This is a genomic window from Affinibrenneria salicis (genome assembly GCF_008710095.1).
Genome location: NZ_VYKJ01000011.1, coordinates 1 through 16,812 on the forward strand (window position 1 = coordinate 1; position 16,812 = coordinate 16,812).

16 protein-coding genes are annotated in these 16,812 nt (G+C 59.3%); 3 read left to right on the top strand and 13 right to left on the bottom strand.

Features of this window, described 5'->3' with window-relative positions:
• Positions 1–286: 286 nt before the first annotated feature.
• The 4 genes from hemG to pepQ are packed head-to-tail and all read right to left on the bottom strand — an operon-like array spanning position 287 to position 4,276.
• Positions 287–826, bottom strand: a complete 540-nt coding sequence (gene hemG / locus FJU30_RS18645; RefSeq protein WP_150436486.1) for a menaquinone-dependent protoporphyrinogen IX dehydrogenase — start codon at positions 824–826, stop codon at positions 287–289.
• 16 nt (positions 827–842) lie between these two features.
• Entirely contained in the window at positions 843–2,294 is a 1,452-nt protein-coding gene (gene trkH, locus FJU30_RS18650) for a Trk system potassium transporter TrkH (RefSeq protein WP_150436487.1), read from the bottom strand.
• A 42-nt stretch (positions 2,295–2,336) separates the two neighbouring features.
• Positions 2,337–2,945, bottom strand: coding sequence for an IMPACT family protein (locus FJU30_RS18655; RefSeq protein ID WP_150436488.1), 609 nt, complete (start codon positions 2,943–2,945; stop codon positions 2,337–2,339).
• Positions 2,945–4,276, bottom strand: coding sequence for a Xaa-Pro dipeptidase (pepQ, locus tag FJU30_RS18660; RefSeq protein WP_150436489.1), 1,332 nt, complete (start codon positions 4,274–4,276; stop codon positions 2,945–2,947). The genes FJU30_RS18655 and pepQ overlap by 1 nt, the downstream gene beginning before the upstream one ends.
• Before the next feature lie 184 nt (positions 4,277–4,460).
• Between pepQ and fadB the strand changes: the two genes are divergently transcribed.
• Positions 4,461–6,650, top strand: a complete 2,190-nt coding sequence (gene fadB, locus FJU30_RS18665; RefSeq protein WP_150436490.1) for a fatty acid oxidation complex subunit alpha FadB — start codon at positions 4,461–4,463, stop codon at positions 6,648–6,650.
• Positions 6,651–6,658: 8 nt separating this feature from the next.
• Positions 6,659–7,822, top strand: a complete 1,164-nt coding sequence (gene fadA, locus FJU30_RS18670) for an acetyl-CoA C-acyltransferase FadA (protein WP_150436491.1) — start codon at positions 6,659–6,661, stop codon at positions 7,820–7,822.
• Positions 7,823–7,957: 135 nt separating this feature from the next.
• Here the strand turns inward: fadA and fre are convergent, their stop codons facing one another.
• The gene (fre, locus tag FJU30_RS18675) at positions 7,958–8,659 is read right to left on the bottom strand and encodes an NAD(P)H-flavin reductase (RefSeq protein WP_150436492.1); all 702 of its coding nucleotides are present in this window, start codon (positions 8,657–8,659) and stop codon (positions 7,958–7,960) included.
• A gap of 51 nt (positions 8,660–8,710) precedes the next feature.
• Positions 8,711–10,207, bottom strand: a complete 1,497-nt coding sequence (gene ubiD, locus FJU30_RS18680; protein WP_150436493.1) for a 4-hydroxy-3-polyprenylbenzoate decarboxylase — start codon at positions 10,205–10,207, stop codon at positions 8,711–8,713.
• A gap of 123 nt (positions 10,208–10,330) precedes the next feature.
• On the opposite strand from ubiD, the gene rfaH reads away from it, so the two are divergent.
• Positions 10,331–10,819 carry a transcription/translation regulatory transformer protein RfaH gene (gene rfaH / locus FJU30_RS18685; protein ID WP_150436494.1) on the top strand — a complete coding sequence of 163 codons (489 nt, stop codon included), beginning with the start codon at positions 10,331–10,333 and terminating at the stop codon, positions 10,817–10,819.
• 11 nt (positions 10,820–10,830) lie between these two features.
• Here the strand turns inward: rfaH and hemB are convergent, their stop codons facing one another.
• From hemB to ubiJ, 7 genes are all read right to left on the bottom strand, one after another.
• Positions 10,831–11,850: a porphobilinogen synthase gene (hemB, locus tag FJU30_RS18690; RefSeq protein ID WP_150436495.1), complete on the bottom strand. Its 1,020-nt coding sequence runs from the start codon at positions 11,848–11,850 to the stop codon at positions 10,831–10,833.
• A gap of 17 nt (positions 11,851–11,867) precedes the next feature.
• Positions 11,868–12,650 (bottom strand): 3'-5' ssDNA/RNA exonuclease TatD, encoded by a 783-nt coding sequence (gene tatD / locus FJU30_RS18695; RefSeq protein WP_150436496.1) that lies wholly within the window; start codon positions 12,648–12,650, stop codon positions 11,868–11,870.
• Between the two features lie 118 nt (positions 12,651–12,768).
• A complete protein-coding gene (gene tatC, locus FJU30_RS18700; RefSeq protein ID WP_150436497.1) occupies positions 12,769–13,524 on the bottom strand; it encodes a Sec-independent protein translocase subunit TatC in 756 nt (251 codons plus the stop codon).
• 3 nt (positions 13,525–13,527) lie between these two features.
• Positions 13,528–14,238, bottom strand: a complete 711-nt coding sequence (gene tatB / locus FJU30_RS18705; protein ID WP_150436498.1) for a Sec-independent protein translocase protein TatB — start codon at positions 14,236–14,238, stop codon at positions 13,528–13,530.
• 3 nt (positions 14,239–14,241) lie between these two features.
• The gene (tatA, locus tag FJU30_RS18710; protein ID WP_150436499.1) at positions 14,242–14,499 is read right to left on the bottom strand and encodes a Sec-independent protein translocase subunit TatA; all 258 of its coding nucleotides are present in this window, start codon (positions 14,497–14,499) and stop codon (positions 14,242–14,244) included.
• Positions 14,500–14,569: 70 nt separating this feature from the next.
• Positions 14,570–16,207: a ubiquinone biosynthesis regulatory protein kinase UbiB gene (ubiB, locus tag FJU30_RS18715; RefSeq protein WP_150436500.1), complete on the bottom strand. Its 1,638-nt coding sequence runs from the start codon at positions 16,205–16,207 to the stop codon at positions 14,570–14,572.
• A complete protein-coding gene (gene ubiJ / locus FJU30_RS18720) occupies positions 16,204–16,812 on the bottom strand; it encodes a ubiquinone biosynthesis protein UbiJ (protein ID WP_150436501.1) in 609 nt (202 codons plus the stop codon). Before ubiJ ends, ubiB begins: the two co-directional genes overlap by 4 nt.

Here is a 16,812-nt window from a genome sequence, read left to right on the forward strand (position 1 = left end):
TGTATCTTTTACGATACGGTCCTGTGAGTGCCCACACAGATTGTCTGATTAATTGTTAAAGAGCAGTGCCGCGACATTCATCGTGGCGCGGGCCGCAAATAATATGCTTTTCCGCTGTGAAGTCAAGCAATTATTGCCTGACTTCTTACTCACCGTACAACTGCGTAATCGCTGTTGCCGTGTCAGTGGGAGCGCATTATAGGGACTTCTCGCCGCCTGACAAGCGCTAAATGCAAAAAAATGCTTAACTGATTCCTTTTTCAGCAACCTGCGCTGAATTACGCCATTATGCCGTTTTTTTCAGCGTTAAATGCCGCCATTCAAACGCAAAAGCATCCACCTGCCGCCAGTCGGTATATTCAACCTCTTTACTGCTGTCCGTTTCGCCGCCGGTCATATGCATTATCAACTGAATCATGATCCGATCGAACCAGCGATAGCGCGGATAACGCAACGCGCCGGCAAATACGCCGCACAGCGCGGGCCGCCACGGCGAGCGCTGCAGGAACTTGCGGGTGTAGGCATTGGTCTCGGGCGTACGCTTTTCGGGTTTACGCGCGGTTAAATTAACCGAGAAAAAAGCGGCGGGCATGCGGCTCAGTTCCGCCAGGCGGCGCTGAATAAATTTATCCAGCACCGGGTCGAAATGGCCGTAGCGGATCGAAGCGCCGATCAATACCCGTTCGTAGCGGGACAGGTCGCAACCGTCCGCCTGGTGTAGATCGACCACATCGCATTCCAGCGTTTCCGCCAGCGTCCCGGCGATACGCGATGCAATGGCCCGCGTCTGCCCTTCCCGGCTGGAATAGAGTATTAATCCTTTCATAATGTGCCTTGTTAAGCTACTCGCGCCAGAACGTCGGCGTAAACAATACCAGCAGCGTGAACACTTCCAGGCGCCCGAACAACATGGTAAGCACCAGTATCCACTTCGCCGTATCGTTCATCGAAGTGAAATTATCGGCCACCACGCCCAGCCCCGGACCAAGATTGTTTAGCGTAGCGGCCACCGCGGCGAACGCTGAGAAATCATCGACGCCGGTCGCGATGATCGCCAGCATGCTCACAATGAACACCAGCGCATAGGCGGAGAAAAAGCCCCAGACCGCTTCAAGAATACGCTCGGGCAGCGCCCGGTGACCCAGTTTGATCGTGTATACCGCATTGGGATGCACCAGCCGTTTTAATTCGCGCGACCCCTGCAAAAACAGCAGCAAAATGCGGATAACCTTTAGCCCGCCGCCGGTTGAGCCCGCGCAGCCGCCAATAAACGCCGAACACAGCAGCAGCACCGGCAAGAACAGCGGCCATTTGGCGATGCTGTCGGTGGTGAAGCCGGCGGTGGTCGCCATGGACACCACCTGGAAAAAAGCCTGATTCAGCGTCTGCATCCCGCTTTGATAAATATTATGGAACCACAGCACCAGCGTACAGATCGCCACCAGCGTCATCTGAATAAAGATGAACATGCGGAACTCGGGGTCGCGACGGTACACTTTCAGACTACGGCCGCTGAGTACGGCAAAGTGCAGCCCGAAATTACAGCCGGAGATCAGCAGAAAGATGGCGATGATGGTGTTAATCGTCGGGCTATTAAAATAACCGATGCTGGCATCATGGGTGGAAAAACCGCCAATCGCCACGGTGGAAAAGCTGTGTCCTATCGCGTCAAACGGGGACATCCCGGCCAGCCACAGGGAAAAGGCGCAGGCGATGGTTAGCAGAACATAAATAAACCACAGCGTTTTCGCCGTTTCCGCTATGCGCGGCCGCATTTTATTGTCTTTCAGCGGACCCGGCATTTCCGCCCGGTAGAGCTGCATCCCCCCAACGCCGAGTATCGGCAGGATGGCCACCGCCAGTACGATGATCCCCATCCCACCGAGCCACTGCAGCATCTGGCGGTAAAACAAAATCGCCTTCGGCAACGAATCAAGGCCGACCAGCGTGGTGGCGCCCGTCGTCGTCAAACCGGAAAACGATTCAAAGAATGCATCGGTGAGACCGAGATTGGGATGTTCGGCGAACAGAAAAGGCAGCGCACCAACGCTGCCCAGCACGGTCCAGAACAACACCACGATCAGGAACCCTTCGCGCGGTTTGAGCTCATGCTTTTGTTTACGGTTCGGCAACCACAGCGCCAGCCCGATAACCAGCGCGCAGAGAAAGGTCTGACTAAAGGCGCGCCCGGCGCCATCTCGATAGATCAGCGCCACCAGGCCGGGAATCACCATAGTCACAGAAAACAGAATGACCAACAGGCCGACAATACGGGTTATGGCGCGAAAATGCACAACAGGTTCCTTAAAGATTCATCAGTCAGCCAGGCATTATTATCAAACCGGCTGTAAATGCAACGTACCGCGGCTCATATCCAATAAACGCTGCCGGGCCTCATTCGCGAGCGAAGCGGGGATCATCACGTCCAGCGTCACGTCGACGCCATAATCTCCGTTGGTCACTTCGCCCCCCATGCGCAACACCAACGCCTCGACCTGCGCCAGTAACGCATAGTCACAGCACAGTCTGAACGCCGTGCGACGCACCTTCTCCTGTAGCTTTAGCTGTTTAAGCGCTTGCTGCACACCGCCGCCATAGGCCTTCACCAGCCCGCCGGTGCCCAGTTGGATACCGCCATAATAACGCACCACCACCGCCGTCACCTCACCGACGCCGCTGCCCATCAGCTGCGCCAGCATCGGTTTGCCCGCCGTGCCGGAGGGTTCGCCATCATCGGAAAATCCCAGTTGCTGACTATCCTGCGGCGAGCCGGCGACCCACGCCCAGCAATGATGACGGGCCGCGGGATGCTGCTCGCGCGCCTGACGCACCAGCGCTCTGGCCGCTTCCACGCCGTCGGTATGGGCCAACAGCGTGATAAAGCGGCTCTTGCGGATTTCTTCGCTGAAATTGACGGATTCAGCCGGTATCAGCCATGCGTCCATCAGGGCAGGTTCAGATCCCGGGTCATATTCTCCACCCGTTTTTCGTGCATCACGACATTATCCTCAATACGGATGCCGCCAAACGGCCTGAGCGCATCAATCTTGCCCCAGTTAAAGTGCTTGCTGAATACGCCTTCGCGCCAGGGAGCCAGCAACGAGTCGATGAAGTAAATTCCGGGTTCGATAGTCAGTACCATACCCGGTTCAAGAATACGGGTACAGCGCAGGTAGGGATGTCGCTCCGGCGCCGCCAGCTGCGTCCCCTGATCATCCTGCATAAAACCGCCGACGTCGTGCACCTGCAGCCCGAGCAGATGCCCCAGCCCATGCGGCAGAAACGGGCTGGTCATTCCCTGTTCCACCATCGCCTCTTCGCTGATATCCGTTATCAACCGGTGGGATTTCAGCAGATACGCAACACGCTGATGCATCCGCAGATGATAGTCGGTATAGCGCACGCCGCACTGCAGCGTATCGATCAGCGCCAGTTGTTCGTGATTGAGATCCTTCACCAGCGCGGCGTAATCGTTGTCGCTCTGCGCGCACCATGTGCGAGTCAAATCGGCGGCGTAACCGTTATATTCCGTCCCGGCATCAATCAGAAAACTGCGCACCTCTGCCGGCAGCCGGTGTTCAAGCTGCGTGTAATGCAAAATAGCGGCATGCTCATTCAGCGCCACAATGTTGTCATAGGGCACATTAATATCGCGATGCCCGGTGGCGGTCAGGTAAGCCAGGTTGATATCAAACTCGCTCATCCCGGATAAGAACGCTTCATGTGCGGCGCGGTGACCGACCACCGCCGTTTTCTGCGCCTCGCGCATGCAGGCCAGCTCATACTCCGTTTTGCAGGCCCGGTAATAGTGCAGGTAATCCAGCACGCCCTGCGGATTAATATTTTCCGCGCCGATGCCGAGCGCCGCCGCCCGCTGCGGCGCATTGCCCAGATAAGCCACGCGCTGGCGCGCGGCGGGCAATAGCTGGCCGATCTCATCCGCATCGCGCAACAGCGCGAGTTCGATATGCGGCGTCCAAAAACTGTCCGGCAGGGGTTCGGTGCTGTGCCAGTAATCGAGCGGAGAGTGAAACCACAGCTTCGGCGGATTCACCCCGTCCACCCAGAGCCAGCAGTTGGCGACCCGGGTGACCGGTACCCAGGCCTTAAACTGCGGATTGACCCTGAAGGGATAGTCATGGTCATCCAGGAAAACGCGCAGCGGCTCGCCGGAATGAATCAGCAGAGCGTCAAGCTGGTGACGTGCCAGCGCAGTGCGCGCACGCTCCTGCAAAACCGCCAGATGTTGAGGGTAGAGAGAAGCCAGTGTTTCCATGGAGATCCCCTTTGTCACAGCAAGATTTTTCTATTTTAACACAGAGACGACCAGGCAACAGCGCGGCGCCGGGTGTGATCGATAATGCAAAAATCGGCTCTTCTATTTGCTTTTTTTTAACATTATAACCACAATTTTGTTATCTGGTACGACCAGATGACGAGTACCGGGCGGGGGGGACATAATGCTGTATCAGAGTGACACGCTTTATCTCAGCTGGCTCGACGACGGCATCGCCGAACTGGTGTTTTCCGCACCCGGTCCGGTCAATATGCTGGACAGCCAAACCGTCATCGCGCTGGGCGCCGGGCTGGAAGTACTGGAGAAACAGCCTGGTCTGCGAGGGGTTATTGTGCGCTCCGCGCTGCCGGCTTTTATCGTCGGCGCCGATATCCGCGAATTCCTCCCTTTGTTCGCCGCGCCGGAGGAAAAACTGCGCCAGTGGCTGGTCTGCGTCCGGCGTCTGTTTAACCGGCTGGAAGATCTGCCGGTGCCCAGCGTGGCGGCGATTAACGGTTATGCGCTCGGCGGCGGCTGCGAATGTATTCTGACCACCGATTTTCGCATTGCGTCTCCCGACGCCCGTATCGGACTGCCCGAAACCCGACTCGGCATCATGCCCGGTTTTGGCGGCACCGTGCGTCTGCCGCGTCTGTTGGGCGCGGATCTGGCGCTTGAAATGATTACCGGCGGCAGAGAGATCGATGCGCAAGACGCGCTGCGGTACGGGCTGGTGCAGGCCGTCGTTCCGCACGAACGCTTGAACGCAGCGGCGCTCAATATCATCCGCCGGGCGGCGGACGGCGATCTGGACTGGCGTGGACAGCGTCGATCACGGCGGCAGCCGCTGAAACTCAGCCCGACCGAAGCCAGCCTGTGCTTCGCTACGGCCCGCGCGCGAGTCCTGCAGACCGCCGGCCGTCACTATCCCGCGCCCGTCGCGGCGCTGAATACCATTGAGGCCGCCGCCGGACTTAATTGGGACGCGGCGCTCGAGCTGGAAACCAATAATTTCCTGCCGCTGGCGCGTTCTGATTCCGCCCGGGCGCTGGTCGGCCTGTTCCTCGGCGAACAGACGGTGAAAACAACGGCCAGGCGATACGGCGGCAACCATCCGCCGCCGGTTCAGGCGGCGGTGGTCGGCGCCGGCATTATGGGCGGCGGTATCGCGTTGCAGGCGGCGCGCAAGGGCACGCCGACGATAGTGAAAGATATCGGCGACCGGCCGCTGGCGCAGGCCGTGACCGAAGCCGCCCGGCTGCTTAACCGGCAGCGGGAGCAGGGCCGGATCGACGGCATGCAAATGGCGCGCATCCTGAGCGCCATCCGCCCGACCCTAAGCTATGACGGTTTTGATCGGGTGAACATGGTGCTTGAAGCGGTGGTTGAAGAGCCCGCCATCAAGTCCAGGGTGTTGAGAGAGATCGAAGACCGGGTCGGCGGCGAGACGATTATCGCATCGAATACCTCGACCATTCCGATCGCCCGACTGGCTGGCGCGCTGCGGCGACCGCAGAACTTCTGCGGTATGCACTTTTTTAATCCGGTACACCGCATGCCGCTGGTTGAAATCATCCGCGGCCCGCAGACCGCGGAACAGACCCTTGCGCGCGTAGTCGCCTGGGCTCTGCACATGGGCAAAACGCCGGTGGTGGTCAACGACTGCCCCGGTTTCTTCGTCAACCGGGTATTGTTCCCCTGGCTTGCCGCATTCAGCCTGTTGCTGCGCGACGGCGTGGATTTCCGGCGCATCGATAACCTGATGGAGCAGCAGTTCGGCTGGCCGATGGGCCCGGCCCGGCTGCTGGATATGGTCGGCATCGATACGGCCTGTCACGCCCGGGCGGTAATGGCCGCAGGCTTTCCGGCGCGCATGGGGAAAGATTACCGAGACGCTGTCGATCTGCTGTTCGAACAGCAGCGCTACGGGCAGAAGCGTGGATTGGGTTTTTACCGTTACCGGCAAGACGCTCAGGGAAAAATGCGCAAAGAGTACGACGACCATACCGTTGAGCTGCTGGCGCCGGTCTGTCGGCCGGCGCAATCTCTGCGCGACGATGAGATCATCGATCGCCTTATGATACCCATGATCTTCGAAGTGGCGCGCTGCCTCGAAGAGGAGATCGTGGCCGGCCCGGCCGAAGCCGATATCGCGCTGGTGTACGGTCTGGGCTTTCCCTCTTACCTCGGCGGCCCCTGCCGTTACCTGGATACGCAGGGCAGCCGCGCATACCTGAACAGAGCCCGGGCCTTTGCCCACCTCGGGCCGCTTTATCAGGCGCCGGCCGGCTTGACGCATAAGGCGCAACGCAACGAAGGGCTCTATCCCGTCGTCATCCCTCGCGCTGAAATCTCCGGCGCGCAAACGGCATGAGGTGTGAAATGGAAAAAGCGGTGATTGTCGATGCGGTGCGCACCCCGATGGGACGTTCAAAAGGCGGCGCGTTTCGTCACGTGCGCGCCGAGACGCTGTCCGCTCATCTGATGCGCAGCCTGTCAGACAGAAATCCGGCGCTGGAGGCGCAACAGATTGACGATATCTACTGGGGCTGCGTGCAGCAAACGCTGGAACAGGGCTTTAATATCGCCCGCAATGCGGCGCTGTTAGCCGAAATTCCGGCCAGCGTGCCGGCGGTGACCGTTAACCGACTGTGCGGCTCATCAATGCAGGCGCTGCACGACGCGGCGCGCGCCATCATGGTGGGAGACGCACAGGTTTGCCTGGTCGGCGGCGTTGAACACATGGGGCATGTACCGATGCAGCACGGCGTCGATTTTCACCCCGGGCTGGGGAAAACGATGGCGCAGGCCGCCACCATGATGGGTCTGACCGCCGAACTGCTGGCGCGCCGCCAGCGGATTAGCCGGGAACTGCAGGATCAGTTCTCCGCTCGCTCCCATCAGCGCGCTCACGCCGCGACTACGGCCGGGGATTTTCGCCGCGAAATTATCGCCACAACCGGGCATGACGCCGAAGGCGTACTGCGCCGCATCGACGATGATGAGGTGATCCGGCCGGAAACCAGCGTTGCCGCGTTGGCCGCGCTAAAACCGGTATTTGATACCCGCGAGGGAACGGTCACGGCGGGGAATTCCTCAGCGCTGTCCGACGGCGCTTCGGCCATACTGGTGATGAGCGAGTCGCGCGCCCGCGAGCTGGCGCTGCCGATTCGCGCCGTTATCCGTTCTATGGCGGTGACCGGTTGCGAGCCGTCTCTGATGGGCTACGGTCCGGTGCCGGCCACGCAACTGGCTCTGCGACGCGCCCGGTTGACGCTGGACGATATCGATTTATTTGAGCTGAATGAGGCGTTCGCCGCCCAGGCACTGCCCTGCATTATCGATCTGGGTCTGCTCGATCGTCTGGATGATAAGGTCAATCTGCACGGCGGCGCGATCGCGCTCGGCCATCCGCTCGGCTGCTCCGGCACCCGCATAACCGTGACTCTGCTCAACCTGATGGAAAAACGTGACGTGAAGTTTGGTCTGGCCACGCTGTGTATCGGCCTCGGCCAGGGAATCGCCACCGTGCTGGAACGGATCTGAACGCGCCCGCATTTCCGACCGGACATTTCGCGATCGGTTGCGGATAAACGGCATCGCGGCGATCGGTTCCACGCCGGCTCAAGGCATCCATGCCCGCGCGACAGAAATAGGCCCACCGCGCGCCGGCTGAAGCGATCAGATAAAAGCAAACGCGTCGCTAAACAGCTGTTCCATCTGCGCGCCGCGCTCATTGCAGAAACGTTCGCGGGCGATCTTCGCCATCTCGAAACGGCCGGCGATATAAATGTCGTAATCGGCCAGAGAGCCGTAGTCCTGCAGAACCGCGCTTAGCACCGTGCCGGTCCTGCCGCGCCACCCCTCTTCTTTCTGCTCCACTACCGGGATGACCTTCAGATTAGGGTGCTCAACGCTCAGCGCTTCCAGTTCACCCAGTTCGTACAGATGTTTCAGCTCTCTGCCGCCCCAGTAGATAGCGATTTCACGTTCGGGATTACGCGCCAGCGCGGTCAGCAGAATAGAACGGGTGTAGGAGAAACCGGTGCCGCCGGCGATCAGAATCAGCGGACGCTCGCTCTCTTCGCGCAGCCAGGCCTCGCCGTGCGGCATATCCACCGTCAGCTCGCGTTCTTTTAAAATACGGTCCATCACCGCCATGGCATATAAATTAAGCTCTGAAGCGCCGATATGCAGTTCAATAAAATCACGATCCATCGGTGTGGAAGCCATAGAAAATGGCCGTTTATCGCGCTCGTCCATCACGGCCATCAGATACTGACCGGCGCGAAAAGAAAAAGGCGCGGCGGGCAGCAGGCGCACCCGGTATACCGTATCCGTTATCGCCTCTACCGAAGTCACTTTACAGCTCAACGTTGTCATGCGTCCCTCTGTCGGGTCATCAAAGCAAAACTGAGAACAGAAAACGGAGAATTATTCCCGGCGGTCTCTGTCACTGAAAATGGCCAGCTCATCCCAGATAGCATCTATGCGGGCGCACACCTGCGGGTCTTTCTTGATCGGACGTCCCCACTCGCGCTGCGTTTCTCCCGGCCATTTATTGGTGGCATCCAGCCCCATTTTGGAGCCCAAACCGGAAACCGGTGAGGCAAAGTCCAGATAATCGATCGGCGTATTTTCCACTAATACCGTATCACGCGCCGGATCCATGCGCGTGGTGATCGCCCAAATCACATCGTTCCAGTCGCGGGCATTGACGTCGTCATCGCAGACGATGACGAATTTGGTATACATAAACTGACGCAGAAACGACCAGACGCCCATCATTATGCGTTTGGCGTGTCCGGCATACTGTTTCTTTATGGTAACGACAGCCAGCCGGTAAGAGCAACCTTCCGGGGGCAAATAAAAATCGACGATTTCAGGAAATTGTTTTTGCAGAATCGGCACAAACACTTCGTTCAGCGCCACGCCCATCACCGCCGGCTCATCGGGCGGACGACCGGTATAGGTCGAATGATAAATCGCATCTTCGCGCTGCGTGATATGGGTGACGGTAAACACCGGGAAGTCATCCACTTCATTATAGTAGCCGGTATGATCGCCATACGGCCCTTCCGCCGCCATCTCGCCCGGTTCGATATAGCCTTCCAGCACGATTTCCGCGCTGGCCGGCACCTCAAGATCGTTCGACAGGCATTTGACCACTTCCGTTTTATGGCCGCGCAGCAAACCGGCGAATGCGTATTCGGACAGGGTATCCGGCACCGGCGTCACGGCGCCGAGAATCGTGGCGGGATCGGCGCCCAGCGCGACCGCGACCGGAAAACGCTGGCCGGGATGCGCCTCGCGCCACTCCTGAAAATCCAGCGCGCCGCCGCGATGCGACAGCCAGCGCATAATCAGCTTATTTTTTCCCAGCACCTGCTGGCGATAAATACCCAGATTCTGACGCTCTTTATGCGGACCGCGCGTCACCGTCAGCCCCCAGGTCACCAGCGGCGCGGCGTCTTCCGGCCAGCAGTGCATAACCGGTATCCGGCGCAGATCGACATCCTCGCCCTGCCACACCTGCTGCTGGCAGGGCGCCGACGATAACCGCTTCGTCGGCATATTCAGCACCTGACGAAAACGCGGCAGTTTATCCACCAGATCGCGAAAGCCTTTCGGCGGTTCCGGCTCTTTCAGGAACGCCAGCAGCTTACCCACCTCACGCAGCGCGCTGACCTCTTCCTGCCCCATTCCCAGCGCGACCCGTCTGGCGGTGCCGAACAGATTGCACAGCACCGGCATGTCGTAGCCTTTCGGATGTTCAAACAACAGGGCCGGTCCGCCGGCGCGCAGCGTGCGATCGGCGATCTCGGTCATTTCCAGGCGGGGATCGACAGGCAGAGTGATACGTTTTAATTCACCTCTCTGCTCAAGCAACGAGAGGAATTCGCGTAAGTCACGGTATTTCATGCTGATCATCAGGACGGTCAGGGGTGAACTTATTATAAGGGCTCTTCCACAGCCTGTCGCTTGTTAGTGGTGCTATTTATCCCGGGCGGCTTTTGCTATGCTTTCAGCCGGAACTCCTCAAACGATAATATTATGGAAGCCTGGTACTTACTTTATTGCAAGCGCGGCCAATTGCTGCGCGCCAAAGAACATCTGGAACGTCAGGAAGTGGCCTGCCTGAGTCCGATGATTACCCTGGACAAGATCGTGCGCGGCAAGCGAACGGCGGTGAGCGAACCGCTGTTCCCAAACTACATGTTTGTTTCCTTCGATCCCGAGCGTATTCATACCACTACCATCAGCGCTACCCGCGGCGTCAGCCACTTTGTCCGGTTCGGCAGCCAGCCGGCCGTCGTGCCGGATGACGTCATCAACGACCTGCAGCTGCGCCCCTGCCAGGGGATTACCGATCCGCAAACGCCGCAGCCGGGCGATCGGGTCATGATCACCGACGGCATGTTCGCCGGCCTGCAGGCCATTTACACCGAGCCGGACGGCGAGACGCGATCTATGCTGTTGCTGAATCTGCTGAACAAACCCGTCGCGCAGAGCCTCGATAACCGCCAGTTTCACAAAGGCTGAGCCCGGCGGCGCTACAGCGTACGGTCGTCATGCAGCCACTGCGCCACGCGTTTGGCGAAGTAGGTCAGCACTCCGTCCGCTCCGGCACGTTTAAAGCACAACAGCGACTCCATGATCGCCGCCCTCTCCTGCAGCCAGCCATTCTGAATCGCCGCCATATGCATGGCGTATTCGCCCGACACCTGATAGGCGAAAGTCGGTACGCCAAAGGCGTCTTTGACCCGACGCACCACGTCAAGATAAGGCATGCCGGGCTTAACCATCACCATATCCGCCCCTTCCTGCAGATCCTGAGCAATTTCCTGCAGCGCTTCATCGCTGTTGGCGGGGTCCATCTGGTAGGTTTTCTTATCGCCGCCCTTCAGGTTGCCGGCAGAGCCCACCGCGTCGCGGAATGGGCCGTAATAGCAGGACGCGTACTTAGCGGAGTAGGCCATAATCTGGGTATTGATCAGATTCTGTTCTTCCAGCGTGGCGCGAATGGCGCCGATGCGGCCATCCATCATATCGCTGGGCGCCACGATTTCCGCGCCGGCTTCCGCATGGGCCAGCGCCTGACGCACCAGGCACGCCTTCGTCACATCGTTCACCACATAGCCATCGTCATCAATGATACCGTCCTGACCATGCGTGGTGTAGGGGTCGAGCGCAACGTCGGTCAGCAATCCCAGCTCCGGCACCGCGTCTTTCAGCGCGCGCAGCGCGCGCGGCACCAGCCCCTGCGCATTCCACGCCTCTTCCGCACCGAGGGATTTTTTATCCGCTTCGATCACCGGGAATAGCGACAGCACCGGGATGCCGAGCCGCGCGATGGTTTCGGCTTCCTTCAACAGCAGATCAATGGTCATACGGTATACGCCGGGCATCGAGGCCACTTCCTGCTGGCGGTTGCTGCCTTCCATGACGAAAACCGGATAAATCAGATCGTTTACCGTTAGCCGATTCTCAGCCACCAGACGACGGCTGAAATCATGACGGCGCACGCGCCGCATGCGGCGCCCCGGGAAACTGCCGGGAAAAGCGTAACTCATAGAAATAGTCTCCTGACTCAAACCAGCCGGAAAACCCGGCGGGCATTTTCATCGACCTTCTGACCCAGCACGGTGGGATCGTCCTGGCGCCAAAGGGCGACCTGACGAACGATGTGGGGTAAAAAGCAGGGTTCATTGCGACGGGACGAGGGTTTCGGATCTAAATCCCGCGGTAGCAAATAAGGCGCATCGGTCTCCAGCAGCAGCCTGTCTGCCGGTATATGCGGCAACAGCGCGCGCAGCTCAAGGCCGCGGCGCTCATCGCACACCCATCCGGTGATGCCGATCATCAGCCCGGCGCGCAGACTCCGCTGCAGCTCATCGCGCGTGCCGGTAAAACAGTGCAGCACGGCGGCGGGCAGTTTATCCAGCCACGGCGTCAGCAGCGCCATAAAGCGCGGATGCGCTTCGCGGCAGTGTAAAAAGACCGGCAGTCCGAGCTCCGCCGCCAGCGCCAACTGGGCGCTAAAGGCGGACTCTTGCTGCGCCGGCGAGGAAAAGTTGCGGTCAAAGTCCAGACCGCATTCGCCAATCGCCACCACGGCGTCGCGGCGCGCGCAGTCGCGCAGGGTCTGCGCCACGCCATCGTTCCATGAGCTGGCGTCGTGCGGATGCACGCCCGCCGTCGCCCAGCAATAGCCGGGCCAGGACTCGGCCAGCGCCAGCGCCTGCCGGCTTTGCGGCGCGTCGGTGCCGGTGATCAGCATGCCGCGGACGCCCGCCTCGCGGGCTCTGGCCACGACCCGATCGCGATCGCGCGCAAACTGCGAACTGGTCAGGTTGACGCCTATATCAAACATCGTTATTCAATCCACGTTATAGCCGGACGGCCAGGGTCTATCGCATCGCCGGCCGGCGACTGAACGCTAAACCGACGCACGCAGCCGGAAAACATTGAGGGGGCGTATTGCAGCGGAGCTACTGCGCCGGTTTATCTCCGGCTGCCTCAGGGCGGCGGACGCCCACATAGAAGCGCGCGAAAAAGACGCCGACTTCAAACAGCAGATACATCGGGATAGCCAGCAGCGTTTGCGAGAAAACGTCGGGCGGCGTCAGCAACATACCCACTACAAAAGCGCCGACCAGTACGTAGGGGCGCTTCTTTTTCAGATCTTCTGGCGTAATCACCCCGCTCCAGCACAGCAGAACAATGGCGATCGGCACCTCAAACGACACGCCGAAAGCCATAAACAGCGCCATGACGAAGTCGAGATAATTATTGATATCCGTGGCAATCAGCACCCCTTCCGGGGCGGTCTGGGCGAAAAAGCTAAACGCCAGCGGGAAGACCACGAAATAGGCGAACGCCATACCGGCATAGAACAGCAGGCTGCTGGAAAACAGCAGCGGCATCATCAGGCGACGTTCGTGCTTATACAACGCCGGCGCGATAAAGGCCCACACCTGATACAGAATAAAAGGCGCCGAGACGAACACCGAGACAATCATGGTGAGCTTGATCGGGGTGAAGAAAGGCGAAGCGACGTCGGTGGCAATCATGCTGGCGCCCGCAGGCAGTTGCTTAATCAGCGGCGCGGATACCATCTGATAGATATCATTGGCGAAGAAAACCAGGACGACAAACACCACCAGCACGCAAATAATAGAATTCAGCAACCGCTTACGCAGCTCAATCAGATGGCTGATCAAGGGTTGGGTTTCATCAACGGCCATACACTAACGATCACCACTTGAAGGATAAGAAGAAGATGCGCCAGCCGTCGCGGTGCCCGACGGAGCATCGGTTTTCGTCGCCGGAGTCGGCGCGTCGGGGGAGACGGACGACGCGCTGGCCGCAGGCGCGGAAGGCACCCGAGCGACGGACGCCACGGAAGGCGCAGGAGATTCGGACGCCGGCGAAACGCCAGCCGCGGAAGGCGCCGGGGCTGCGGATACCGGCGATGACGCGCGGGCCGCGGGCGTTGCGGCGCTCACGGCCGCTGCCGGTGCGTCGGACGCGGACAGCGCGTTGCGCTCAGGCTCGGCGTCAATCGGCGCCTTTTCCAGATCCACCACGCCGTCGTGCAGCGCTTCCGGGTCGTTCAGCGGCTGGTATGGCGCACCCTCCGCTCCCGATTCGTCATTCTGCAGCGAGCTGCCATAGCTGCGCTTCATCGCTTCCGCCGCCTCTTTCAACTCCTCCATTGAGGATTTCAGCTCCGGCGACAGATTTTGCAGGCCTGCCTTTTCCACTTTCTTCAGGCTGTCCTGCAGTTCCTGCAATTTGAGTTCCTGGGATAGCTCGTTCTGAACCGTTGACGCCAGCGAGCGCAGCGCCCTGATCCAGCCGGCAACCGTTCTGACCGCCACAGGCAACCGCTCCGGCCCGAGCACCACCAGACCGATAACCATGACCAGCAGCAGTTCACTAAACCCGATATCGAACACTGCTTATACCTGCTCTTTCTGTTTGTTCTTCGTCTCTTCAGACTTGTCGGCCGCCGGCTGATCGATGGATTTCGTGACGAAGTCGGCATCCTGCTGAGTCTGTTCCTGTTTATCCGCCGGCGTATCATCGCCCATCGCTTTTTTAAAGCCTTTGATGGATGCGCCCAGATCGGACCCCAGCGTACGCAGTTTGTTAGTCCCAAACAGCAGCACGACAATCACTGCAATGATCAACAGGTTCCAAATACTAATACCGCCCATACCTTTTACCTCTGTTCAAAGGGGTGTTTGCGAAGCGCCGTCAATATACGACGATCCGTTATACGCTGATTTAACGCGTTCTTCGCCAGCCGATAATCCAGGCGACGATACCCGCCGCCATTAATCCAGCCGGCATGATATCGGCCTCGATCTGGCTAACCAGAAGTACCGTACCACTAAGCAGCAGTGTAGCACCAATACCCAATAGATAACGAGACTGGCCCTGCCGAATACGCTGAACCCGCAGTTCGCCGGACAGCTGTTCAACGCTTTGGCGCAACATCTTATGCTGCCGCAGACCGTCGTAGAACAATTCCGGGATTTCCGGCAGCTTCTCGGCCCAGAACGGCGCTTTTTCCTTTATCGCCCGCAATACCGCGGGCAGGCCGATCTGATCTTTGATCCAGGTTTCCAGAAACGGTTTGGCTGTCTTCCATAAATCGAGCTCGGGATACAGCTGACGGCCCACGCCTTCCACATACAACAACGTTTTTTGCAGCAGAACCAGTTGCGGCTGAACGGCCATATCGAAACGTCGCGCCGTATTAAACAGGTTTAACAACACGTGCCCGAAGGAAATTTCCGCCAGCGGCTTTTCGAAAATGGGTTCGCACACAGTACGAATGGCAAATTCGAACTCTTCGACGTTGGTATCCGCCGGCACCCAGCCGGAGTCGACGTGCAGCTCGGCAACCTTGCGGTAATCGCGGTTAAAAAACGCGATAAAATTTTCCGCCAGGTAGCGTTTATCATCCTTGTTCAGAGAGCCGACAATACCACAATCAATGCCGATGTACTGAGGATCTTCCGGGTGTTCATAGCTAACGAAGATATTGCCCGGATGCATATCGGCATGAAAAAAACTGTCGCGAAACACCTGAGTAAAGAACACCTGCACGCCGCGTTCGGCCAGCAGCCGCATGTTGGTGCCGTTCTGGCGAATGGTGGCCACGTCGGAAACCGGGATGCCGTAAATGCGCTCCATCACCATCATGCTTTCGCTGCAATAATCCGAATACACCTCCGGTATATACAGCATCGGGCTGCCTTCGAAATTGCGGCGCAGCTGGATGGCATTGGCCGCTTCACGCAGCAGATTGAGCTCATCCAGCAGGGTTTTCTCATACTCGCGCACCACTTCGCGCGGGCGCAGACGCCGCCCGTCCGGCAGCAGCATCGGCAGCCAGCCGGCCAGCCGGTACATCAGCCGGATATCGGCCTGCATCACCGGCAGAATATCGGGGCGAATGACCTTGATCACCACCTGCTGACCGGTGGTCTTTAAGCGCGCGGTATGCACCTGCGCAATCGAGGCCGACGCCAGCGCTTTGGGTTCGAAATCATCGAACCAGTTTTCCAGCGGCTGCCCCATCGAACGTTCGATAAACTTACGCGCCAGCCTGCCGTCGAACGGGTCGACCCGGTCCTGCAGCATCGCTAGCTGATCGGCGATGGCGGGGGGAAACAGATCGCGCCGGGTGGACATCATCTGGCCGAACTTGATCCACACCGGACCCAGCTCCTGCAGCGCCAGACGCAAACGCTCGCCCAGAGGCTTATCGGCATGACGGTTGGGCAGCCAGAACAGCAGACGGCGCCCGAAACGCAGGGGCAGCGTCAGACGCATTTTGGGTATCAGTTCATCCAGGCCATAACTCAACAACACGCGGATGATCAGATAGAAACGCCGCAGCTCAGCAGGAGTCATTGCGCCGCCTCCAGTTTTTCCAGCCGGGCGGTCAGGCGATCCAGCGCCTGCTGCAGCGCGCCGACCTCATCGTTGAACCAGGCGGTTTCCAGCGCGCCTGGCGCGAGACGCCACTCTTCGGTCAGCGCCTCCGCGAGGTGGCGCCGCTGCCGGTCGACGCTACGGGTCAAATGCCCCACGCCCTTACGCAGCGCCTGGGTTAACCCTTGCGCGGCGATATCGCCCAGCCAGGGAGACAGCCACTCCGCCGGATCGAACTCGGCCAGATCGAGCAGCGCGACAAACTGCTGAGCGACCTGCAGATCGCCCTCAACCAGCAGCTCGCCGCTGCGCATCAGGCTGGAGAGCTGCTGGCGATCGCGCAGCTTCATCAGCGCGCCGACGCGCGTATTCAACTGGCAATCCACCGCGCCGTCCCACGCGCTGAGCACGTCCAGCCGGGATTCGCTGAACAGAAACACCAGCGGCGTATCCAGTTCGGCCAGCGAAATGGCCAATATCTTGCCCTGCAAACGCTGACGCGCTGCCTTCATGCTGCGATCGCGAAACAGAAGCGGATTCAGGGCGGTTTCCAGTGCGGCGGTCAGCACGGTGCTAATCAGCAT